Below are 21991 nucleotides of genomic sequence, written 5' to 3'. Positions count from 1 at the left end.
CGCATGGCTTGGCCTGTCCTGGTCTTTGACATCGAGACCATTCCCGACATGGCCGGCTGGCGGCGTTTGAAAGGCGCATCGTCCGAGCTGACCGATGCCGAGGTACACGCCCAGTGGAAAGCAGAACGTGCGGCCAAGGGGCAAAGCGATTTCATGCCGCTGTACTTGCAAAAAGTGTTGGCCATCAGCTGTGTCTTTCGCAATGCCGATGGCCTGCGCGTGCACTCCTTTGTAGACCGCGATGGCCAAAGCGAAGGCCGCATCGTTCAGACTTTTTTCAATGTCATTGAAAAACACGAGCCGCAGCTGGTGAGCTGGAACGGCAGTGGCTTTGACCTGCCGGTACTGCACTACCGGGGTTTGCAGCATGGCGTGGTGGCCGATAAATACTGGGACTTGGGCGAGGGCACGCACGGCAGCGACCGTGAGTTCAAGTGGAACAACTACATCTCGCGCTACCACATGCGCCATCTGGACTTGATGGACTTGCTGGCCAAGTACACGCCGCGCAACAACGCGCCCATGGATGCGCTGGCCAAGCTGTGCGGTTTTCCGGGCAAGCTGGGCATGGATGGCTCGCAGGTCTACGAGCAGTTTCTGGCAGGGCAAACCGAGGAGGTGCGCCGCTATTGCGAAACCGATGTGATGAACACCTACTTGCTGTATTGCCGTTTTCAAAAGATGCGCGGCGGCTTGACCGAGGCCGAATACACGCAGGAAATCCAGTTCGTCAAAGACCATGTGGCCGCCTTGGGTGGGCAAGAGCCGCATTGGCAGGAATACCTGCAAGCCTGGGTCTGAATTTGCGCCTGCCCCAATGAGACAATCGGGGCATGAGCGAAAAACAAGAACTTTCCATCCCCCAACACGAAGCCCCCAACAGCGACGATTTGCCCGAAGGCTGGTTGCGCGTTGGCTCTTTGGACATGGATGCCCAAGGCATCGCCCGCCGTCCCGACGGCAAAGTGGTTTTCATCGAAGGCGCCTTGCCTTTCGAAGTGGTCTCAGTCCAGGTCGGTCGCAAAAAGAACAACTGGGAGCAGGGCACCGTCACCGAGATCCACTCGGAATCTTCACAGCGCGTCACGCCCGGTTGCCCCCACTTTGGTCTGCACGGCGGCGCTTGTGGCGGCTGCAAGATGCAGCACCTGGAAGCCTCTGCGCAGGTGGCCATCAAGCAGCGTGTCCTCGAGGACAACCTCTGGCATCTGGGCAAAGTCAAAGCCGACACGATGCTGCGCCCGATCGAAGGACCCACTTGGGGTTACCGCTACCGCGCCCGCATGTCGGTGCGCTATGTGATCAAAAAGGGCGAAGTCCTGATTGGTTTCCATGAGCGCAAGAGCCGCTACATCGCCGACATGAAGGTGTGCCGCATTTTGCCGCCGCACGTCAGCGCCATGCTGATGCCTTTGCGTGCTTTGATTGGGCAGATGGAGGCCCGCGAAACCTTGCCCCAGATCGAGCTGGCCTGCGGCGATGAAGTCACCGCCATGGTCTTGCGCCACATGGCGCCTTTGAGCGAGGGCGATCTGGCCAAACTGCGTGCCTTTGGCGAGCAATACCAGGTGCAATGGTGGCTACAGCCCAAAGGTCCTGACACGGTGCATTTGCTGGACGCCGGTGGCCCGCAGCTGAGCTACGGCTTGCCCGACTTTGGCATCACCATGCCGTTCCGCCCGACCGACTTCACGCAGGTCAACCCCTTCATCAACCGAGTGTTGGTGGCCCGTTCTTTGCGTCTTTTGAATGCACAAAAAACCGAGCGCGTGATCGACTGGTTCTGCGGTTTGGGCAACTTCACCTTGCCCTTGGCCACCCAGGCAGGCGAGGTGCTGGGCATCGAAGGTGCAGAGACCCTGGTGGCCCGCTCGCGCGACAACTACGCCCGCAACCAGGCCGATCGCCCAGAGGGCCAGGCCCTAGCGCCGACCGCTTTTGTGGCACGCAACTTGTTTGAGATGACGCCTGAGATGCTGGTCGCCGATGGCACGGCCGACAAATGGCTGGTGGACCCACCCCGTGAAGGCGCGTTTGCTTTGTCCAAAGCGCTGGCTGAGCTGAACGAGAACCACGAACTGCGCCAGGGCTGGACCCCGCCCAAGCGCATCGTGTATGTCAGCTGCAACCCAGCCACCTTGGCGCGCGATGCTGGTTTGCTGGTGCACCGTGCCGGTTACCGCTGCGTGAGCGCAGGCGTGATCAACATGTTCGCCCACACGGCGCATGTGGAGAGCATGGCGGTGTTTGAGTTGGAGTGAGTCTGGCAAAGGCATAAAAAAAGGCTCCCTAGGGAGCCTTCTTGCTGGGTGAAAACGCTTTCAATCGCGCTCGCCGCCCATGATGCCCAGCAAGGCCAGCAGGCTTTGGAACACGTTGAAGATATCCAGGTACAAGGCCAGTGTGGCGCTGATGTAATTGGTCTCACCGCCGTCGACGATCTGCTTGAGGTCATACAGCATGTAGGCGCTGAAGATGCCGATCGCCATGACCGAGATCACCATCATGCCCACGCTGGAGCCAACGAACACGTTGATGATGCCTCCGATCATGATGGCCAAGGCACCGACCATCAGCCATTTGCTCATGCCCGACAAGTCGCGCTTGATGGTGCTGGCCAGGCTGGCCATCACGAAAAACACGCCAGCTGTGCCGGCGAATGCGGTCATGATCAGTTCGGAGCCGTTTTTGAAGCCCAGCACCATCGCGATCATGCGAGAGAGCATGAGGCCCATGAAGAAGGTGAAGCCCAGCAGCACAGGCACGCCTGCGGCAGAGTTTTTGGTTTTCTCGATGGCGAACATGAAGCCAAAAGCCCCGGCCATGAAGACGACCAGGCCCAAGCCGCCTGTCAGTGATGCGGTGATGCCCGTGGCCACGCCAAGCCAGGCACCCAAAACGGTGGGCAGCAGGCTCAAGGCCAGCAGCCAGTAGGTGTTGCGCATCACGCGGTTGCGGGTAGCGGCGCTGTTGTAACCCCAATCGGTGGTGTTCAAAGTGCGAAATTCACTCATGATGTTCTCCTGTTCAAGCCTTTGAAAGGCCGATCTCATTGTAGGGCGCGCAAGTGCCGTGGGTCGAATGGCCGTGCGGCGCTGGGGTTATAGGGGTAAAGCACTTTTGCGTGCAAGTGTGCAATCCCTGCATGTAGGCCCGTGTATGCTTGCAACTTCTTTTTTTCCCTTCGAAATAAACGCCATGAAAACCCAATCCGTTCTCGAATTGTCCGATGTGCAAGCCATTGCAGCAGCCGCTCAGGCCGAAGCCCAGAAAAACAACTGGTCGGTGAGCATCGCCATCGTGGACGCAGGCGGCCATTTGCTGCACTTTCAGCGTTTGAATGGTGCGCCACCCATCTCGTCGCACATTGCCCCCGCCAAGGCCCACACGGCGGCTTTGGGTCAGCGTGAAAGCAAGGTCTATGAAGACGTCATCAACGGCGGCCGTTACTCCTTCCTGTCGGCCCCTGCCGTTGAAGGCATGCTCGAAGGTGGCGTGCCAATCATGAAAGACGGCGCTTGCCTGGGCGCTGTGGGTGTCAGTGGCGTCAAGTCGAACGAAGATGCTCAGATTGCCAAAGCCGGTATCGCCGCCATCGGCCTCTGATCTGCCTCAGCAGATGCAAAAAAGCCCGCAACTTGCGGGCTTTTCCATTTTTAGAAGGGCTTGGCTGGGTTTACCAGTTGTCGTCCGAACTGGTCTCGCCATCGTCACCCCAGTCATTGCCGCCAGAACCTGCATCAAAGGCGGGCGGCGCAGGATCGTCTACGCGAACCAAGCCTTGGTTGTCCCCCCAGTTGTTGCTGCTGGCCGCAGGCGGTGCACTGTGGTGATCCCCCTCCAAAGCCTTGGACAAGGCGTAGCCCGCAGCCACACCCGCCAAGCCACCCACCACCGCGCCGGTCATGGTGGAGCCGCTGGTTGGAGCAGCTTGGGGATAGCCCGCAGCGGGGTAGCCGGGGGCGTAAGCGGGGTTGCGTCCAAAGGCGGTGCCGGGTCCGGCGTTCATGTCGGGCGATGGTGCCGCATAAGGCGCAGGCGCGGGTCGGCGACTGCGGATCAGCAGGGCGATCACCAGCAAGGCGGCGATGCCGATCCAGACGTAAGTCAAAGAAAAAACGCTCTCACTGGGGCTGCCACTGTGCTGCTCGCTCACGGATGTGGCCGCTTGACTGGGGCCACTGTGTGCTGGCAATGCGTTGGCTTGGGCCAGGATGGTTTCAAATTGCTGTGGGCTGGTGGCGAACTTCAGGCTGGGGTCCATGGCCTTGGCAGCCAGCAATTCGGTGTGGGCTTCCTTGGCGCGATGCTCGCGCAGCAGCACCTGACCCAGCTCGTAATGGGCCTTGGCGCTTTGAGGCTTGGCTTCGATGACCTCGCGCAGCATGGATTCGGCCTGTGGCAGTTGTCCTTGCGAGACGGCCGTTTCGATGTCCTTGGGGCTGGGCAGTGCAAAGGCCAGTGCAGAAGTCACCAGTGCGGTGCACAGGATTATGTATTTCATGGTTTTGGAAAGGGTGGGGATCATGGTTCCTCTTTGAGACAACAGTTTCGCCAATCTATACGCAAAGTCACAAGCGGCTGTGAGGGATTGGTAAAGATTTGCAAGTCCAGCGTAGATGAGGATGCCGAACAGGAACTCAAGCCCCATGAAAAAAGCCCGCTCAAAGAGCGGGCTTTGTCGCAGCTCAGGCGCTGATCACTTGGCGCTCAAGACCCATGCGGCCAATTTCTTGGCTTCTGCATCGCTGACTTGAGGGTTGGCGGGCATCGGGATCGCGCCCCATACGCCGGAGCCGCCTTTCATGATCTTGGCGGCCAGCTTGTCGGCGGCGGTTTTGTCGCCTTTGTATTTGGCCGCCACGTCTTTGTAGGCAGGGCCCACGACTTTGTGGTCAATGGCGTGGCAAGCCATGCAGTTTTTGGAAGTGGCCAAGGCCTGGTCTGCAAAGGCGGGGGCAGATGCTACAGCGGTCAGGGCCAGTGCAAAAATGATTTTTTTCATATGGGTTTCTCGGCGATGAAAAGTGGCAACAGATAGGATTCAATCAGTTCAAGCTGACAGATTCATGAATGAAGGTTCAGCTGTACATTTCAATGAGGCACACAGTGTAGCGCGAGCGCAATGCTCGTGTGCTGACTGGTAGGCGACTGTGGGTATTGGCCTGGGGACCAATCAGGTGGCTGTGCTGGGCGATAATCTGGCCAGTTTTAGACCATCCTTTCGACTGGAGCCCTCCGATGCCCGCTTACCGTTCCAAGACCTCCACCGCCGGCCGCAACATGGCGGGTGCCCGCTCTTTGTGGCGCGCCACGGGCATGAAGGACGATGATTTCAGCAAGCCGATCATCGCCATTGCCAACTCCTTCACCCAGTTTGTGCCCGGCCACGTGCACCTGAAAGACTTGGGCCAGCTGGTCGCCCGCGAGATCGAAGCCGCTGGCGGCGTGGCCAAAGAATTCAACACCATCGCCGTGGACGACGGCATTGCCATGGGCCACGACGGCATGCTGTATTCGCTGCCCAGTCGCGACATCATTGCGGACTCGGTCGAGTACATGGTCAACGCGCATTGCGCAGACGCCATTGTGTGCATCTCCAACTGCGACAAGATCACCCCCGGCATGCTGATGGCCGCCATGCGCCTGAACATCCCCGTGATCTTTGTGTCCGGTGGCCCCATGGAAGCAGGTAAGGTGCGCCTGGCCAACCCCCAGACGCAAGTCATGGAATTCAAGAAGCTCGACCTGATCGACGCCATGGTGATGGCCGCTGACGACAAGGTGAGCGACGCCGACTTGGCCGAAGTCGAACGCTCGGCTTGCCCGACCTGCGGTTCTTGCTCGGGCATGTTCACCGCCAACTCCATGAACTGTTTGGCCGAAGCTTTGGGCTTGGCCCTGCCAGGCAACGGTACCGTGTTGGCCACGCATGCTGACCGTGAAGAATTGTTCAAGCAAGCTGGCCGCACGATTGTGGACTTGTGCAAACGCTATTACGAGCAAGAGGATGCCTCTGTTTTGCCGCGCTCTATGGGGTTCAAAGCATTTGAAAACGCGATTGCGTTGGACATCGCCATGGGCGGCTCAACTAATACCATCTTGCACATCTTGGCGATTGCCCAAGAAGCCGAGATCGAATTCACCATGGCCGACATCGACCGCATGTCCAAAATCGTGCCTCAGTTGTGCAAGGTCGCACCCAACACCAACAAGTACCACATCGAAGACGTGCACCGCGCAGGCGGCATCATGGGCATCTTGGGTGAATTGGACCGCGCTGGCAAACTGCACACCGACGTGGGCACCGTACTGGGCAAGACCATGAAAGAAGTCTTGGACGAGTGGGACATCAAACGCAAGCCCAGCGACGCTGTGCAAAAGTTTTACATGGCTGGCCCTGCGGGCATTCCCACACAAGTGGCGTTCAGCCAAAACACCCGCTGGCCGAGCCTGGACACCGACCGTGCCGAAGGCTGCATCCGCTCGCTTGACCATGCGTTCAACAAAGAAGGCGGCTTGGCCGTTTTGCGCGGCAACATTGCTTTGGACGGTTGCGTGGTCAAAACCGCAGGCGTGGACGACAGCCTGCTGGTGTTTGAAGGCCCTGCCCATGTGGTCGAGTCGCAAGACGAAGCCGTGGAACACATCTTGGACGACCAGGTCAAGGCGGGCGACATCGTGGTGGTGCGCTACGAAGGCCCCAAGGGTGGCCCAGGAATGCAAGAAATGCTCTACCCCACGAGCTACATCAAGTCAAAAGGCCTGGGCAAAGCCTGCGCTTTGCTGACCGACGGTCGTTTCTCGGGTGGCACCTCGGGTCTGTCCATCGGCCACTGCTCGCCTGAAGCGGCAGCGGGCGGCAACATCGGTCTGGTGCGCAATGGCGACCGCATCCGCATCGACATTCCGAACCGCAGCGTCAACGTGCTGGTGAGCGACGAGGAACTGGCCAAGCGCCGCGCCGAGCAAGACCAACTGGGTTGGAAGCCCGCGCTGCCCCGCCCACGCAAGGTGTCGGCTGCGCTCAAGGCCTATGCTTTGCTGGCCACCTCGGCCGACAAAGGCGCCGTGCGCGACCTGTCGCTGCTGAAGTGACACAACTGTGTTGGACAGCGTGCTGATGCATGCCACATATTGCGGGCACAATCGCTCACCATGCTGATCCACCCTCAAATCGATCCCGTCGCCCTGCAACTGGGGCCCTTGGCCGTCCACTGGTATGGCTTGACCTATTTGGCGGCCTTTGCGCTGTTTTATGGGTTGGGCACACGCCGCCTGAAGCATTTGCCTTTTGCCAAGTTGCCCCAGTGGACGCGTCAGGATGTGGAAGACATCCTGTTCTTAGGCGTATTGGGCGTCGTGCTCGGTGGCCGCATCGGCTACTGCCTGTTTTACAAGCTGGGGTATTACGCCTCGCACCCACTGGAAGTGTTCGCCGTTTGGCAAGGTGGCATGAGCTTTCATGGGGGCATGCTGGGTGTGATGGTGTCCATGGTCTGGTTCGCACGCACGCGCCGTCGTCCGTTTTTGCAGGTCATGGATTTTGTGGCACCTTGCGTGCCCACGGGCTTGGCTGCGGGCCGCATTGGCAACTTCATCAACGGTGAGCTTTGGGGCCGCGTGGCCGATCCATCTTTGCCATGGGCCATGCTTTTCCGTGGCGCAGGCGATGTGCCGCGCCATCCCTCGCAGATCTACCAGTTCCTGATGGAGGGCGTGTTGCTATTTGTTCTGCTGTGGCTCTATGCACGCAAACCCCGCGCCCAGGGGCAGGTGGCGTTTGCCTTTTTGTTGGGTTATGGCGTGTTCCGTTTTGCGGCCGAATACTTTCGCGAGCCCGATGCCCATTTGGGATTGCTCAGTTTGGGCATGAGCATGGGGCAGTGGCTGTGTGTGCCCATGATCATTTTGGGTGCCTTTTTCTGGTTTTGGTCTGGCCGCTCCGGGCACCGCGCTCGCTGACACTTAGGAGTCAGCCCAGAGCCCTGTCATGGCCGACGATGTGTTTTTCTTGAGCACATGAAAGGGCCGCCATGAACGCACACCGCCGAACGTTGGGCATTGTTGCACTTGCCATCACCTTGTTGGGCGGCTGCGCCGCAACGGTATCGGGCAGCGATCAGGACCTGCCGCCGATTGTGTTTGTGCATGGCAACGGCGATTCGGCGGCTTTGTGGCAAGCCACTGTTTGGCGCTTTGAGTCCAATGGCTGGCCGACGGAGCGCTTGCACGCGATCGATGTGCCTTATCCCTTGGCACGCGACGCCGACAACAAGGCGCAAGCCGGTCGCAGCTCGACCACCGAGCACATGGCGTTTTTACGAGACGAAGTTCAAGCGGTCATGCGCCGAACAGGTGCCAAACAAGTGGTCCTGGTGGGTAACTCGCGGGGGGGGCAATGCGATCCGCAACTTCATCTGCAACGGCGGTGGTGCGGCGCTGGTCAGCCATGCCATCTTGGGCGGCACGCCCAACCATGGCGTGCAAGCCATCCCGGGTGTGAACGAAGCCAACGAGTTTTCTGGCACCGGCCCATTCTTGAAGCAACTCAATGCGCCCAAAAACGCGCAAGGCGACGAGGTCTGTGGCCCCACCCGCTGGATGACCATTCGCTCGGACAACAACGATAAATTCGCCCAGCCCGATGGCCTTTGGTTGGGCATGAAGGGCAAGCCCACGCTGGTGGGCTTCGATGGTCCTGAACTCAAGGGGGCCACCAATGTGGTCATTCCCAAAATTGACCACCGCGAAACCTCGTATTCCGTGCCCGCTTTCGAGGCCACTTACAAGTTCATCACCGGCCGCACACCGCAGCTGGCCATTGCGCGGCAAGCGAAAGTGGTGCTGAACGGCAAGTTGGTGGGCATGGGGGCGGACCCGCTGGACGCGACGACGGGCAACTTTGTCAACAACTTGCCTTTGCGTGGTTCGCGCTTGGAGGTTTTTGAAACCAACGCTGCCACTGGCCAACGCTTGGGTGAAGCGGTCCACACGCAGACGGTGGGCTCGGATGGTGTGTGGGGCCCCTTCACTGCCCGAGGCGACGCCACGTATGAGTTCGTCATTCAGGCGGCAGGCTATGCCACCACGCACATCTACCGCAGTGCCTTTGCCCGTTCGAGTCAGTGGATCCACATGCGGCCAGAGCGGGCCTCTGAGGCTGATCGTGCCGCGCAATCGGTTTTGAGTTTCATCCGCCCGCGCGGGTATTTCGATCCCGGTCGCGATGCCATGAGCCTCGATGGTCAGAGCACCTTGCCCGGCGTACCCCCGGGTGCCGGCAGTGCATCAAGCCGACTGCGCTGGAACGATGCCACGCAGCGCAGCGTGGTCGGTGTTTTCAATGGCGAGAAGGTGGTGGGCCTCACTTGGCCCATGGCGCAAGGCGACACCACGGTGTTGGAATTGACCGATTGAAAGGTCAGGCCGCAGGAGGGCGCCGCTGCAGCCAGTCGCTGCGCACGGCTTCGTAGGCCGCGGCCACCTGCAGCAAAGCCACATCGCCTTGCGGCTTGCCAATCAGCTGGATGCCCATGGGCCAGGGCTTGGTGGGGTGAAAGCCCGCAGGCAAGCTGATGGCGGGCAGGCCTGCCAGCGTGGCGTAAATGGTGCTTTCCATCCAGCGGTGGTAGGTGTCCATCTCGCGATGGCCGATTTTTTGGGGCCAGCGCTCTTGCAAGGGGAAGGGCCAGACCTGCGCCACGGGCAGGGCCAGCACGTCAAAGCGTTCGAACATCTGCAGCAGGTGGTTGTAGAACCCGGTGCGTCGCTGGCTGGCCAGCTGGAAGTCCATGTACGACAGCTTGACCGAGTTGTCGTACTCCCACAGGGCTTCGGGTTTCAGTGTTTCACGGGCATGGGGCAGTTGCAGCAGCGCAGCGGCCTTGGGGCCCACCAGCGCACGGCGCCAGACGAGCCAGCATTCCCACAGGGCCTCGGGGTCAAAGCCCGGCGCTGTGGGCTCAATGTGGGCGCCCGCGTTTTGCATCGCACGCAGTGCGTCTTCGCAGACACCCAGAATGCCGTCTTCCATGGCCAGGTGACCGCCGAGGTCCCCCAGCCAGCCGACCCGAAGGCCCTGGAGTGTGTCTGGCGTGTACTGGATGCCAGAGACATCCAGCGCAGCGTTGATCGACAGGGGCTGTCGCCGGTCGTGGCCCGCTTGCGTGGCCAGCAGCCTGGCCAGGTCTTGCACGCTGCGGGCCATGGGCCCTTCGGTGCCCAATTGGTCGACCCACACATCGGCGCCTGGCCCGAAGGGCACGCGACCTTGCGATGGGCGCATGCCAAACAGGTGGTTCCACCCGGCTGGGTTGCGCAAGCTGCCCATGAAGTCCGAGCCGTCGGCCACCGGCAGCATGCGTTGGGCCAGCGCCACCGCTGCGCCGCCGCTGCTGCCGCCTGCGCTCACGGTGGTGTCCCAGGCGTTGGGCGTGGCGCCAAACAGCGTGTTGAAGGTGTGCGAGCCCAGGCCCAGCTCGGGCATATTGGTCTTGCCGATCACGAGGGCGCCAGCGGCCTTCATGCGTGCAGTCATGATGCTGTCGGCGCGGGGCATTTGCCCGGCCAACAAACGGCTGCCAAAGGTGGACGGAAAACCCAGCGCATGGCCGGTGTCCTTGATGGCTTGCGGAACGCCGTGCAGCCAACCGCGTGACTGGCCTTGTGCCAGTTCAGCGTCGCACTGCCGTGCTTGAGCCAGCAAGGTGTCGCCGGGTGCCAGATTGACGATGGCGTTGTAGCGCGGGTTGAGCGCTTCGATGCGCCGCAGGTAAGCCTGCATGACCTCGGTGCAAGACAGTTGCTTTTGGTGGATGCGCTCAGACAGTTCGCTGGCGTTGAAGTCGGTGATGTCGGTCATGGGCGCGTCGTTCAGTTCAAGTGTGGGGGCGGCACGAAGCCGCACCATTCGGTTTCGAGTCAGCGGCCATTTTCTGCCCGAGGGGGCGGCCAGGGTGTCGCCGATGATCTGCGCCCCGGCGCGCAAGCCCTCTGGGCTTTGCTCGATCGGGTTGGCCGTGGCGGGCAGACCAACCAAGCCGTGGGTAAGCGGCCCAGAAAAGACTGTCGAAATCGCGCACCACCACGGCGTTGATGGCCGGGTCCAGTTGCTGCACACGCTGGATATGGTGCTGCAACAGTTCAAGGCTGGAGATGTCTTCTGCCCGCAAGCGCGCGAGCAGGTCGGTGGCCGTGGGCCAGGGGGTGATCACTTGAGGGGCCTCAAAACCCAAAGGCCTGACCAAGGCGCGTCATCATTGCGGTTGCAAATTGATCGACTTGGCGATGGCCTGGTAACGTGCGGTTTCGCTGTTGTAGACACGGGCCAGTTCTTCAGGGCTCATGGGCTTGGCCACGGTGTTGCCAGTGGCTTCGTAGGCTTTGCGGATGTCGGCGTTTTGCAAAGCTTCGTAGATGGCTTTGTTCAGTCGCGCAGTCACGTCAGTGGGCGTGTTTTTAGGCACTTCGATACCAGCCCACAGGTCGAACTCAAAGCCTTCCAGGCCTTTTTGGGCTGCCAATGGCGCGATGTTCGGAAAGCGTGGGTGCGCCGTTTTGGTGGTCAAGCCCAGGGCTTTGACTTTGCCTTCGGTGATCATGGCGGGCGTGCTGCCCGCCAGTGGGATGAAGACCATGTCGATCTGCCCGCCCATCAGGTCGGTCATGAGGGGGGCCGCGCCCTTGTAGGGCACATGCAGCATCTTGGTGCCGGTTTGCTGGGCAAATTTTTCGCCGATCAGGTGGTACAGCGAGCCGGGGCCCACGCTGCCGTAAGACAGCTCCTTGGCGCCCGGCTTTTTGGCCATGGCGATCAGCTCTTCCACATTGTTGGCGGGCAGGTCTTTGCGGGTGATCAGCACCATGGTGGTGGTCACCAATTGGGCCACCAGCTTCATGTCATCGGGTTTGAACTTCACGGCCGACATGGCCAAAGGGGCCAGCACCAGCTCCATGGGGGTGCCCAGGGTCATGTTGTAACCATCGGCGGGGGCGGTCAGAACTTTTTGAATGCCGATCGCACCGCCCACGCCGCCGATGTTTTCAATGATCACCGGCTGGCCCAGCAAGCGGTTCAGTTCGGGCTGGAGTTGGCGCGCCACAAAGTCAGATGGACCGCCTGCAGGGTAGGGGACGACCAGATTGACCGCCTTGCTGGGGAAGGTCTGCGCAGATGCTTGAAGCACGGCTGCGCTGCACAGCAAGCCGAAAAGTGATCGCTTGAGCCATTGAGAGGTTTTCATTGTTGTCTTCCTTGTGGGGTGATCTGGGGCGCACGCCAAGGGTTCGCCAAAGCCAAGTCTGAACCCGCAGGGGGGCGCAACGCTATCGAAAAGTGGCAAACCAGCTCCGGGGTTTACCCGGTGCGGTTTAACCCTGCCGCTGGTGCAAGGTGCTGGAAGGAAGTTCCCCAAACAGGCGTTTGTAGTCTTGTGAAAACTGGCTCAGGTGCCAAAAGCCCCAGTGCGAAGCGATGTCCTGGATGGTCACCCCCGGCGCCGCTTGCCGCAAAGCCCGCCGCACGCTGTTCAGGCGCAGCGAGCGCAGGTATTTGACGGGCGTGGTGCCCAGCACGTCCTGAAAGCAGTAATTGAGCTTGCGTCGGCTGGTGCCCACACGGCTGCACACCTCCAGGATGGACAGGGGCTCGTCGGCATGGCCCAGCATCAGCTCGCAGGCGCGGTCCACCAGTTTCTTGCGGCGCTCCAGCGTAGGCAGCTCCGAGGTGTCCACTTGGGCGGGCAGGGCTTCGAGCCATTCCATCAGGATCTCGTCGCGCAGCTGGCGCAAGGCTTGCGGGTCGTGCTGGCGGTGCGCCAAGGCGCTGGCTTGGTCGAGCAAAGTCAGTTGCAGGTCCCGCAGGTTTTGTGCCTTGACGTCGGTGGTTTGCAGCACCAGCTGCTTTTCAAGCCAATGCGCCAAGGGTTTTTGGTACATGCGCTCCCACAGCGGGTTGAGCAAGCTGCGGTTGACGACCACGGCGATCAGGGTGAAGTGGGGCGGGGTGGTCAGGTCCACCTCGTCGCCCTTGCCGCACATGATGGCGTGGGCTGGCACCCTTTGGCCGTTGAAAAACAGATCGGGGGAGTCCTGCAGTGCCATGGCAAAGCCGTACACGCTGTCGTCGAGCCGACCCCGCTGGCGCAAGGCGATGCTGGTGTCCTCGCGCAGCAGCGTCACCTCGGGCAGCTGCACCTGTTGGATACGGCCCTTGAACTGGCCAGGCGAGAGCTGTTCGTACTGCAGCGCCCAGCCCTGCTGGGCCAAGGCGTGCTGGTCCATGTCCTGGGTGTCCAGCACCTGGACCCAGGGCGAATCGGGGGCGTGATGGGAGGCAGGGGTGCTCATCAAAGGCAAAAAACGCGGCGCAAATACATGCCCTTGAGTGTGCCTGCTTCCAAAGTGCGGGCTTTTTCGTGAAAACCCGGGGTGTGCGGTGCCCAAACTTGATAGTGCTAGGCGCGCCTTGTGCATAGCATGGGCAACAGATTGAAAGACACCGGATGAACCTGCCGAACCTGCATATCGCCGTTTTGCTGACCAACGACGACAGCTCGCCGTTTGCCGCGCATTTCCCGAACGACGGGCAAAAGGTGGTGCAGTTGCTGCAACCCCTGCGGCCAAACTGGGCTTTTGAAGTGCTACCGGTCAAGGACGGTGTGCTGCCCAGTGGCCCGCAGGCTTTTGATGGTTACGTCATCACCGGCAGTCCGGCTTCGGTCAACGATGACAGCCTGCCCTGGGTGGGGTCGTTGCTGGAGTTCATCCGCGCCGTCGATGCGGCCCGCCAGCCGCTGATTGGCCTGTGCTTTGGCCACCAGGCCGTGGCCCGGGCGCTGGGCGGGCAGGTGGCGTGCAACGCGGCTGGCTGGGGCTTTGGCACCGCCCCTACGCATTGGCAGGCCGAACGCCCATGGATGCAGCCCGCGCAAAGCACCACCACCTTGATGGCCGCCCACAACGAACAGGTCACCCGCATGCCCGAGGGTGCCGAGTGCCTGGGCGGCAGTGATTTTTGCCCCATTGGCTCGATGCAGATCGGCCAGCACATCTGGACCACGCAGTACCACCCCGAAATGCCGCAGGTTTTTATGCAGGCGCTGCTGGGCTACCTGGCCGACAAGCTCGACACCGACACCCTGGCCCGCGCCCACGCCAGCTTGCAGCAGGCCGCCGATGTGCCGCTGTTTGGCCAGTGGATGGCGCAATTCATTGAACACGCAAGGAACACCCACCCATGACCGTCTGGCACCCCACCGACGATGGCCACGCCGACTTGGCGGACCACGACAGCTATGTGAACGGCACGCCGCACAACACCTTCCAGCGCCTGCGCGATGAAGACCCGATGGCCTGGTGTCACTGGGCCGATGGCAAGGGCTTTTGGTCGGTCACGCGGCATGCTGATATTTTGGAGCTCAACCGCAACCACCAGCGCTTGAGTTCTGCCCAAGGCATCCGAATGGAAGACCAGACGCATGAGGAGTACATGGCGCGGCGCACCTTCCAGGAGACCGACCCGCCCGAGCACACCCGCACCCGCATGCTGGTGGCCAAGGCTTTTTCCAAACCCATGATGGCGCTGTACGAAGACCAGATCCGCGAGCTCTGTGTGGGCATCCTTGACCAAGCGCTGGGGCTGGGCGAGTTTGACGCCACGCACCAGATCGCCCGCCAGCTGCCCATGCGCATGCTCGGGCGCATCGCGGGCCTGCCCGAAGAAGACCTGGACTGGCTGGTGGACAAGGGCGACGCGCTCATGGCCAACACCGACAGCGATTTCACCAGCCATGTGGTCGACAAAATGGACACCGAGGCCTACCGCTTCATGCCGTTTCGCTCGCCTGCAGGGGCCGACCTGTTCGACTACGCGGCCCAGATGATGGAGCGCAAACGCGCAGCGGGCGACACCAGCGGCGTGCTGCACCTGATCACCCAGCCCGACGCCCAGGGCAATGTCATCAGCGACACCGAATTTCGCAACTTCTTTTGCCTGCTGGTGGCTGCGGGCAACGACACCACCCGGTATTCGATTGCGGCGGCTTTGCACGCGCTGGCCAACCAACCGGGCCTCATGGCGCAGCTCAAGGCGGTGCAGGGCGAGGCCGCTTGGGAGGGCGTGGCCGACGAGTTCATCCGCTGGGCCTCGCCCGCGACGCATTTCCGCCGCACCGCCACCGAGGACTTCGAGTTCCACGGCAAGCAAGTGAAGGCGGGCGACAAGGTGCTCTTGTGGTTCATCTCGGGCAACCGCGACGAGCGTGCTTTTGAGCAGCCTTTCACCGTCAACCTCAGCCGGGGCGTGAACCGCCATTTGGCGTTCGGGCAGGGCGGGGCGCATGCCTGTCTGGGCATGTGGCTGGCGCGGCTGGAGCTGCGGGTCTTGTTGCAAGAGTTGATCCAACGTGTCGATCGCATTGAGCAAACGGGCGAACACGCCTTTTTGCGTTCGAATTTTGTTTGTGGCATCAAACGCCTGCCGGTGCGCATGCACCTCATCTGAACCTAGGGTTGAAAGGAATCACCATGTCCAATGTTCAAGAACGCCTGCGTGTGCTGTTTTGCGACCACCTGGCCATTGCGCGGGGCAAGTACGTCACGCTCCAACCCGGGCAAGGCGGCGGTGCCCGCTTTTGCCGTGGCACCTTTGGCGTAACGTATGAAAAAGAGCTGATCCCCGCGCCCGGCGCCATGGTCATGGAAGGCCTGCCCGACATGGAGGCGGCCTACACCGCAGACGACATCCGCCCGGGCTGGCAGCCGTTCACGAAGGTGGCCATTGGTGACCTCAAAGCCAACGACGGCACACCGCTGCCCATGTGCGGGCGCAGCGCCTTGAAGCGCGCCGTGGCCGACTGGCAGGCCATGGGCTACGACCCGATGGTGGGCATTGAGCTCGAAGCCTTTGCCTTCCAGATCGAGCCGGACGGCTCGCTCAAACCCTACGACACGCCTGCGGCCCATGTGTATTCAACCGGTCCATTCTCCGACCCGAGGGGCTTCACCGACGCCCTGTGGGAAAAGGCCACGGCCGCGGGTTTTCGCATCGACAGCATGAACACCGAATACGACGCGCCGCAGTTCGAGTTCACGCTCACCTACGACCGCGCCGTGAAGGCGGTGGACGACATCTTTTTGTTCCGCCTGCTGGCCCGCGAAGTCGCTTTCCAGCACGGCATCGTGCTGACCTTCATGCCAAAGCCCATCCTGACGGTAGGCGGCAGCGGGGTGCACATCAACTTCAGCTTGCGTGACGGCCAAGGCCACAACGCGATTTCGGGTGGGCACGATGCCAGCCAGTTCAACGCCTTGACACTGGGCTGCACTGCCGGACTGATGCACCACCACCAGGCGCTGGCGGGCCTGCTGGCCCCCAGCGCCAACTCTTACCAGCGTCTGCAACCGGCCAGCCTCTCTGGCTTTTGGCAAAACTGGGCAGTGGACCACCGGGGCGTCACGGTGCGGCTGTCGGCTGAAAGTGGCCCCGGTGCGCGCATCGAGCACCGCATGGGCGACGCTGCCGCCAACCCCTACACCCACACCGCCGCCGTGCTGCAGGCCGCTCGTTTGGGCGTGGCCAATGCTTACAAGCTGCAGCCCGCCGAAACCAGCGATTGCCTGGAAAACAAGGACGCCACCCACAGCGTGCCGGGCACCTTGGCGGGTGCCTTGGATGCGCTCGAAGCCGACACGGCGCTCACGCAAGCGCTGGGCGAAGGTCTGGTGGCCAACCATGTGGGCATCAAGCGCCACGAGATCGAACGCACCGCAGGCCTGGAAGGCGACGCGCTGCGCGACCACTACATCCGATTCATCTGACCTGAAAGAACCCACCCCATGCCCCAAGTGCACTGGATCATGAGCAACGGCGACCGCGTGAGCGACGACGTGAACGACGGCACCAACCTGATGGACGCCGCGCAGATGAACGGCATCCCCGGCGTCGCGGGCGAATGCGGTGGCTGCCTGTCGTGCGCCACCTGCCATGTTTATGTCGATGAAGCCTGGCTGGCCGCCTGCCCACCCATGGACGAGGTGGAAAACGCCATGCTCGACATCGTCATAGCGCCACGCCAAAGCGGCAGCCGCTTGAGCTGTCAGCTGATGGCCTCTGCTGCGCTGAACGGCATTGTGCTGCATGTGCCGGATTGAAAATTTTTCGGACCACTGATCCATTGAACGTAGGGAGAAATCATGAAACAAGAACACATCGACGCGCTGCGTCACCTGCCCATTGCCCACCAAGGCCTGCTGATCGACGGACAGTGGCAGCCCGCAGCATCTGGCCAGACCTTGCCCGTGGTCTCGCCCATCGACGGGCAGACGCTGTGCTCCATTGCAGCAGCCGGACAGGCCGATGTCGACCGCGCCGTCCAAGCGGCCCGCCGCAGTTTCGAGCAAGGCGTGTGGTCGCGCATGGCGCCTGCCGAGCGCAAGAAGGTGCTGCATCGCATCGCCGACCGCATCGAGGCGAATCATGCCGAACTGGCGGTGCTGGGGGTGCGCGACAACGGCACCGAGATTGCCATGGCCTGGAAGGCCGAGCCGGGCAGTGCGGCGGGCACCTTCCGTTATTACGCCGAGTGTGTGGACAAGGTCAACGGCGAGATCGCGCCCACGCCAGAAGGCACGCTGGGGCTGATCCACAAGGAAGCGATCGGCGTGGTCGGGGCCATCGTGCCCTGGAACTTCCCGTTGATGATCGGTGCTTGGAAGATCGCCCCGGCCCTCGCGGCGGGCAATTCGGTGGTGCTCAAACCGTCCGAAGACGCGTCGTTGTCTTTGCTTCGCCTGTCGCAGCTGTGCCTGGATGCGGGCTTGCCGTCTGGCGTGCTCAATGTCGTGACCGGCACAGGCGCAGAGGCGGGCGAAGCGCTGGCGCGGCACATGGATGTGGACATCTTGACCTTCACCGGCTCCGGCCCGGTGGGACGTTTGCTGCTCAAGGCTTCGGCCGAGTCCAACCTCAAGCGGGTTTATCTGGAGCTGGGTGGCAAGTCGCCCAATGTGGTGTTTGAGGATGCGCCCGATCTGGCGCAGGCGGCCAAGGTTTCGGCCATGGGCATCTTCCGCAACAGCGGTCAGGTGTGTGTGGCGGGCTCGCGCCTCTTGGTGCAGCGCTCGGTGCACGACGAATTCGTGGAGCGCCTGCAAAACATCGCCGCCAGCTTGCGCGTGGGTGATCCGCTCGATGTGACGATGGACATCGGTGCCGTCAGCAACGCCCGTCAGCTGGCCCGCAACCAGAGCATGCTGGCGCGTGCTTTAGAGCAGGGCGCGCGTCTGCGCACCGGGGGTCAGGTGATCGCGCCTGTGCCCGGCGGCCAGTACATGAGCCCCGCCGTGCTGGATGGCGTTCAGCCCGAGATGGAGATTGCCCGACAGGAAGTTTTTGGCCCGGTGCTGGCCGTGATGCCGTTTGACGACGAGGCCGAGGCGGTGCGACTGGCCAATGGCACCGAATACGGCCTGGCCGCAGGGGTGTGGACGGGCAGCCTCTCGCGGGCGCATCGCATGGTGCGCGCCATCAAGGCCGGGCTGGTGCACGTCAACACCTATGGCGGCCCCGACATCACCGTGCCGCTGGGCGGCGTGCGCCAGTCGGGCAATGGGCACGACAAATCGATGCATGCCCTGGACAAATACCTGGACCTGAAAACGGCCTGGATTCAGCTGTAAAAAATACAAAGGGAAAACAATGAACCACGACCAGCTCAAGGCCGACAACGCCCAATACCTGTGGCACCCCATGGCCCACCCGGGGGCGATGAAAAAGTCCACCCCCGACATCATCGCCAAAGGCGAGGGCTGCTGGATCTGGGACGTGGACGGCCACAAGATGCTCGACGGCGTGGGCGGCCTGTGGGCCTGCAATCTGGGCCACAGCAACAAACCCGTGCGCGACGCCATCGTGGCGCAGATGGACGAGCTGCCGTTCTACAACGTGTTCCGTGGCACCACCCATGTGCGGGCGATCGAGCTGTCCAAACGCCTGGTGCAAATGATGCAGCCCGAGGATGTGGCCACGGTGATGTTCAGCAATGGCGGCTCGGACGCGGTGGAGGGCGCATTGAAGATTGCCCGCCAATATTGGAAGCTCAAGGGCCAGGCCGACCGCTTCAAATTCATCAGCCTGCGCCAGGGCTACCACGGCGTGCACTTTGGCGGCATGAGCGTGAACGGCAACACCAATTTCCGCCGCGCCTACGAACCGTTGCTGCCCGGGTGCTTCCACATCGACACGCCTTGGGCTTACCACAACCCCTACACCGATGACCCTATCCGACTGGGCGAAATTTGCGCCGAGTTGCTCGAGCGCGAAATCGTGTTCCAGGGGCCGGACACGGTGGCGGCTTTCATTGCCGAACCGGTGCAGGGCGCGGGTGGGGTGATCGTGCCGCCGCCCAACTACTGGCCGCTGGTGCGCCAGATTTGCGACAAGTACGGTGTGCTCTTGATCGCCGACGAGGTGGTGACCGGCTTTGGCCGCAGCGGTGAGCTGTTTGGCACGCGCCTGTGGGGTGTGAACGCCGACATGTGGTGCCTGGCCAAGGGCATTTCTTCGGGCTACATCCCGCTCGGGGCCACGGCCATCAACCGCCGCATTGCCGACGTGTTTGACGCCGACACCACGGGCACGGCATCGGTCTCGCACGGCTACACCTACAGCGCGCACCCGGTGGCAGCCGCTGCGGCGCTGGCCACGCTCGACCAGATCGAGGCGCTGGACATCCCCGGCAACGCCGCTCGCGTGGGCGCGCACCTGCAGACCCGTTTGCGCAAGCTCGTAGACACCTGCAGTTTTGTGGGCGATGTGCGTGGGGTGGGCTTGATGCTGGGCATCGAGATGGTGAGCGACAAGGCCAAACGCACCCCCATGACCCGCAGCAGCGACATCCCGGCGCGGGTGGCCAAGGCGGCTTACAAGGCGGGCCTGATGGTGCGCATCTCCGGGCCCAACCTGATCCTGTCGCCGCCGCTGGTCATCACCCGCGAGGAGGTCGATTTCATGTGCGACGTGCTCGAAGCCGCCTTTGCCGCCGTGCAGGAGGGCCGCGCATGAAGAGCCCGGTCATCCTGATTGTCGGCACGGTCGACACCAAGAGCGACGAGATCGGCTTCATGCGCGAGCAGGTGCTGGCCGCAGGCGGCCAGGCGCTGGTCATGGACGTGGGGGTGCTGGCCAAAGGGCGTGTGGTCCCGGACATCGCCAACACCGATGTGGCGGCGGCGGCGGGCGTGACGCTGCAGCAGGTGATGGACAGCGGCGACGAAAACAGCGCCATGGCCCTGATGGCCCAAGGCGCGAGCATGCTGGCCGCCGAGATGCACCGCGAAGGGCAGGTGGATGGCCTGCTGGTGCTGGGCGGCACCATGGGTACCGATTTGGCGCTCGATGTCGCCAGCAGCTTGCCGCTGGGCGTGCCCAAGGTGGTGCTGTCCACGGTGGCGTTTTCGCCGCTCTTGCCGCCCGAGCGCATGCCGCCCGATTTGATGATGGTGCTGTGGGCCGGGGGCTTGTACGGCCTCAACAGCCTGTGCCAGTCGGCGCTGGCCCAAGCCGCAGGCGCGGTGGTCGGGGCCTGCCGCGTGGCGCGCGTGCCGCGTTTCGAGCGGCCCGTGGTCGGCATGACCTCTTTGGGCTCGAGCTGCCTGAAATACATGGTGCAGCTGCAGCCTGAGCTGGATAAACGCGGATTTGACCTGGCGGTGTTTCACACCACAGGCATGGGAGGGCGGGCGTTTGAATCGCTGGCCGCGCAAGGTCAGTTTGCCTGCGTGATGGACTTCAGCCTGCAGGAGATGGTCAACCAGATGGGCGGCTCGGTGGTGAGCGCCGGGCCGGACCGCTTGATGGGCGCGGGTCGCCAAGGCGTGCCGATGATCGTCGCGCCGGGGGCCACCGATTTGGTGGATTACCCCGCCTGGGGTCAGATGCCCGAGCGCTTTGCCGGGCGACCCTCGCACGACCACAACCGCTTGATCGCCTCGGTGGGCATCGACGCCGACATGCGCCGCGAATTCGCCCGTGAGCTGGCCAGCCGCTTGCGTCAGGCTTCTGGTCCGGTGCACTTGGTCTTGCCCTTGCAAGGTATCGAAGAGTGGGACCGCCCCGGTGCGCCGCTGCACGATGCCGAAGGCTTGGCGGCTTTGATGGATGAATGCAGCCAATGCGATTGGGGCAGGGCTGAGGTCTCGCGCATCGACGCGCACATCAACGATGCGGCGTTTGTGCAGCAGGTGCTGGCGGTGTTTGACGACTGGCTGGCCCGTGGGCTGGTGAAAAAGGACGCGCCATGAACGCGCCATCTTCCAAAGCTCTGGTGCTGGACTTTGGCGGGGTCATCAGCCGCACCCTGTTTGAAACCCACGACTTGAGCGAAGCCGCTTTGGGCCTGCCCCCAGGCACGCTGACCTGGCGCGGCCCCTTTGATCCTGAGACCGATGCGCTGTGGCAGGCCATGCAGGCGGACCACATCACCGAGCGCGAATACTGGATGGCCCGCACCCAAAGTGTCGGCCGTCTGGTGGGGGAAGAGTGGACGGACATGCAGACCTTCGTGCAGCGGGCGCGGGGCGCCGATGTGGCCGCCGTCATACGGCCCGAAGCGCTTGCCGCCGTTCATCAGGCCAAGGCGGCAGGCTGCAAGCTGGCGGTGCTGTCCAACGAACTGGACCTGTTTTACGGCGCGAGTTTTCGCGAGCGGCTGCCTTTGCTGCAACTGTTTGACGTGATCATCGACGCGACCTACACGGGCATCCTCAAGCCGGATAGGCGTGCTTACGAGATGTGTTCGGAGGCCCTGGGTGTCTCGGCCGCAGACTGCGTGTTTGTCGACGACCAAAGCCGCAATGTGTTGGGGGCCATCAAGCTGGGTTGGAAGACCGTGCAATTTGATGTGACGGATCCGGCCATGTCGTATGCCCGGGCGCTGGCCCTGCTGGAAATTTGAATTTTCTCTTGCGGGTCCAGGGTTTTTCCTGATGT

At 62.2% G+C, this 21991-nt stretch carries 19 protein-coding genes and 1 pseudogene; 14 read left to right on the top strand and 6 right to left on the bottom strand.

The window, feature by feature from the left end; all coding sequences use genetic code 11:
• The first annotated feature begins 3 nt into the window (after positions 1-3).
• Positions 4-801: a 3'-5' exonuclease gene (locus tag B9Z52_RS02240; RefSeq protein ID WP_108412212.1), complete on the top strand. Its 798-nt coding sequence runs from the start codon at positions 4-6 to the stop codon at positions 799-801.
• A 32-nt stretch (positions 802-833) separates the two neighbouring features.
• Positions 834-2261, top strand: a complete 1428-nt coding sequence (rlmD, locus tag B9Z52_RS02235; RefSeq protein WP_108412211.1) for a 23S rRNA (uracil(1939)-C(5))-methyltransferase RlmD — start codon at positions 834-836, stop codon at positions 2259-2261.
• 60 nt (positions 2262-2321) lie between these two features.
• On the opposite strand, the gene B9Z52_RS02230 is transcribed toward rlmD, so the two are convergent.
• Entirely contained in the window at positions 2322-3014 is a 693-nt protein-coding gene (locus tag B9Z52_RS02230) for a Bax inhibitor-1/YccA family protein (protein WP_108412210.1), read from the bottom strand.
• 184 nt (positions 3015-3198) lie between these two features.
• Between B9Z52_RS02230 and B9Z52_RS02225 the strand changes: the two genes are divergently transcribed.
• Positions 3199-3606 carry a heme-binding protein gene (locus B9Z52_RS02225; protein WP_108412209.1) on the top strand — a complete coding sequence of 136 codons (408 nt, stop codon included), beginning with the start codon at positions 3199-3201 and terminating at the stop codon, positions 3604-3606.
• Positions 3607-3676: 70 nt separating this feature from the next.
• On the opposite strand, the gene B9Z52_RS02220 is transcribed toward B9Z52_RS02225, so the two are convergent.
• Both B9Z52_RS02220 and B9Z52_RS02215 read right to left on the bottom strand, forming a co-directional pair.
• A complete protein-coding gene (locus B9Z52_RS02220; RefSeq protein WP_158270494.1) occupies positions 3677-4504 on the bottom strand; it encodes a tetratricopeptide repeat protein in 828 nt (275 codons plus the stop codon).
• Positions 4505-4699: 195 nt separating this feature from the next.
• Positions 4700-5005 carry a c-type cytochrome gene (locus B9Z52_RS02215; protein ID WP_108412207.1) on the bottom strand — a complete coding sequence of 102 codons (306 nt, stop codon included), beginning with the start codon at positions 5003-5005 and terminating at the stop codon, positions 4700-4702.
• A gap of 236 nt (positions 5006-5241) precedes the next feature.
• Here B9Z52_RS02215 and ilvD point away from each other — a divergent pair, with 236 nt between their 5' ends.
• The 3 genes and pseudogenes from ilvD (at position 5242) to B9Z52_RS02200 (ending at position 9420) form a co-directional block, all read left to right on the top strand.
• Positions 5242-7098 carry a dihydroxy-acid dehydratase gene (gene ilvD / locus B9Z52_RS02210; protein WP_108412206.1) on the top strand — a complete coding sequence of 619 codons (1857 nt, stop codon included), beginning with the start codon at positions 5242-5244 and terminating at the stop codon, positions 7096-7098.
• A 60-nt stretch (positions 7099-7158) separates the two neighbouring features.
• Complete coding sequence (gene lgt, locus B9Z52_RS02205; protein ID WP_108412205.1) at positions 7159-7965, top strand: prolipoprotein diacylglyceryl transferase; 807 nt, start codon at positions 7159-7161, stop codon at positions 7963-7965.
• A 71-nt stretch (positions 7966-8036) separates the two neighbouring features.
• A pseudogene (locus tag B9Z52_RS02200) lies at positions 8037-9420 on the top strand (alpha/beta fold hydrolase).
• 4 nt (positions 9421-9424) lie between these two features.
• On the opposite strand, the gene B9Z52_RS02195 reads toward B9Z52_RS02200, so the two are convergent.
• The 3 genes from B9Z52_RS02195 to B9Z52_RS02185 all read right to left on the bottom strand — a co-directional run bounded on the left by B9Z52_RS02195 (position 9425) and on the right by B9Z52_RS02185 (position 13350).
• Positions 9425-10912 carry an amidase gene (locus tag B9Z52_RS02195; RefSeq protein WP_369907841.1) on the bottom strand — a complete coding sequence of 496 codons (1488 nt, stop codon included), beginning with the start codon at positions 10910-10912 and terminating at the stop codon, positions 9425-9427.
• Between the two features lie 346 nt (positions 10913-11258).
• Complete coding sequence (locus tag B9Z52_RS02190) at positions 11259-12245, bottom strand: tripartite tricarboxylate transporter substrate binding protein (protein ID WP_108412204.1); 987 nt, start codon at positions 12243-12245, stop codon at positions 11259-11261.
• Between the two features lie 127 nt (positions 12246-12372).
• Positions 12373-13350 carry a helix-turn-helix domain-containing protein gene (locus tag B9Z52_RS02185; RefSeq protein ID WP_158270493.1) on the bottom strand — a complete coding sequence of 326 codons (978 nt, stop codon included), beginning with the start codon at positions 13348-13350 and terminating at the stop codon, positions 12373-12375.
• Between the two features lie 155 nt (positions 13351-13505).
• Between B9Z52_RS02185 and B9Z52_RS02180 the strand changes: the two genes are divergently transcribed.
• Genes B9Z52_RS02180 through B9Z52_RS02145 form a run of 8 tightly spaced genes read left to right on the top strand, consistent with a single transcriptional unit; the run spans position 13506 to position 21956 of the window.
• Positions 13506-14243: a type 1 glutamine amidotransferase gene (locus tag B9Z52_RS02180; protein ID WP_108412202.1), complete on the top strand. Its 738-nt coding sequence runs from the start codon at positions 13506-13508 to the stop codon at positions 14241-14243.
• Positions 14240-15505, top strand: a complete 1266-nt coding sequence (locus B9Z52_RS02175) for a cytochrome P450 (RefSeq protein ID WP_108412201.1) — start codon at positions 14240-14242, stop codon at positions 15503-15505. The genes B9Z52_RS02180 and B9Z52_RS02175 overlap by 4 nt, the downstream gene beginning before the upstream one ends.
• A gap of 23 nt (positions 15506-15528) precedes the next feature.
• Positions 15529-16821, top strand: a complete 1293-nt coding sequence (locus B9Z52_RS02170) for a glutamine synthetase family protein (RefSeq protein WP_108412200.1) — start codon at positions 15529-15531, stop codon at positions 16819-16821.
• Positions 16822-16839: 18 nt separating this feature from the next.
• Positions 16840-17154: a 2Fe-2S iron-sulfur cluster-binding protein gene (locus B9Z52_RS02165; protein ID WP_108412199.1), complete on the top strand. Its 315-nt coding sequence runs from the start codon at positions 16840-16842 to the stop codon at positions 17152-17154.
• Between the two features lie 42 nt (positions 17155-17196).
• Positions 17197-18681 carry an aldehyde dehydrogenase gene (locus B9Z52_RS02160; protein WP_108412198.1) on the top strand — a complete coding sequence of 495 codons (1485 nt, stop codon included), beginning with the start codon at positions 17197-17199 and terminating at the stop codon, positions 18679-18681.
• A 19-nt stretch (positions 18682-18700) separates the two neighbouring features.
• Complete coding sequence (locus B9Z52_RS02155) at positions 18701-20065, top strand: aminotransferase class III-fold pyridoxal phosphate-dependent enzyme (RefSeq protein WP_108412197.1); 1365 nt, start codon at positions 18701-18703, stop codon at positions 20063-20065.
• Positions 20062-21303 carry a Tm-1-like ATP-binding domain-containing protein gene (locus B9Z52_RS02150; RefSeq protein ID WP_108412196.1) on the top strand — a complete coding sequence of 414 codons (1242 nt, stop codon included), beginning with the start codon at positions 20062-20064 and terminating at the stop codon, positions 21301-21303. The genes B9Z52_RS02155 and B9Z52_RS02150 overlap by 4 nt, the downstream gene beginning before the upstream one ends.
• Positions 21300-21956: an HAD-IA family hydrolase gene (locus B9Z52_RS02145; protein ID WP_108412195.1), complete on the top strand. Its 657-nt coding sequence runs from the start codon at positions 21300-21302 to the stop codon at positions 21954-21956. The genes B9Z52_RS02150 and B9Z52_RS02145 overlap by 4 nt, the downstream gene beginning before the upstream one ends.
• The last annotated feature ends 35 nt before the right edge of the window (positions 21957-21991 follow it).

The sequence above is a fragment of the Limnohabitans sp. Jir72 genome (genome assembly GCF_003063575.1).
In the GTDB taxonomy this organism is placed as follows: domain Bacteria; phylum Pseudomonadota; class Gammaproteobacteria; order Burkholderiales; family Burkholderiaceae_C; genus Limnohabitans_A.
This window is presented reverse-complemented; position numbering and strand designations above follow the sequence as displayed.